Genomic DNA, 638 nt, shown 5'->3' with positions numbered 1-638 from the left:
GACGACCATAGCAAGGTGGTACCACTCCTTCCCATCCCGAACAGGACAGTGAAACGCCTTTGCGCCGATGATAGTGGACGGACGTCTGTGAAAGTAGGTCATCGTCAGGCTCTTATTGCGCAAACCCCCACAGGTAAGCCTGTGGGGGTTTGTTTTTAGTGAGAACCTATAGTCCGTAGTCGCTGCAGCTGAAGATTCAGCCAGGCAGCGACAATGCTGGATGAAATGCAAATTAGGCAGAAGCCAGTTGCATGATCTGCAAAAACGGTGTTATAGTGTGAGGCTTGGCTGCTACCGAAAGTTTAGGGTTTACCCTGATATTTCGATAGCTGCTAGGTGGGGTGAAAGCCCCGACGAGACCTGAAGGGGTCGCGGCAAGAAAGCGAAGTTAAATAAAACGACGCTGACTTGACAAGCGATAAAAACTTCTTCATAATCTCGTTTCTCTGCTGCAACAACAGCGACGACGCGAAAGCGAAGTTAGCCGAGGTTGAAGGCAGAAACCAGTAGTACAGAATTTAGCAGTGCCGCTCTTTAACAATTAAACAACCGATAAGTGTGGGCGCTTGATGCGAGTGCGGTGGTTGGGTTTTTAATCCGGTCACAAGCACAATGAAATCAAGTGCTCACTAGAAGTG

At 48.9% G+C, this 638-nt stretch carries 1 rRNA gene; it reads left to right on the top strand.

Annotated elements, in window-relative coordinates:
- Nucleotides 1–110, top strand: a 5S ribosomal RNA gene (rrf, locus tag ABE485_RS31155); the annotation flags it as partial.
- Between the last annotated feature and the right edge of the window lie 528 nt (nt 111–638).

Origin of the sequence: Achromobacter spanius, from assembly GCF_039673305.1 — a bacterium.
Classification (GTDB): domain Bacteria; phylum Pseudomonadota; class Gammaproteobacteria; order Burkholderiales; family Burkholderiaceae_B; genus Achromobacter; species Achromobacter spanius_F.
The sequence above is the reverse complement of the archived record's forward strand: the minus strand, read 5'-3'. Positions and strand labels throughout refer to the sequence as shown.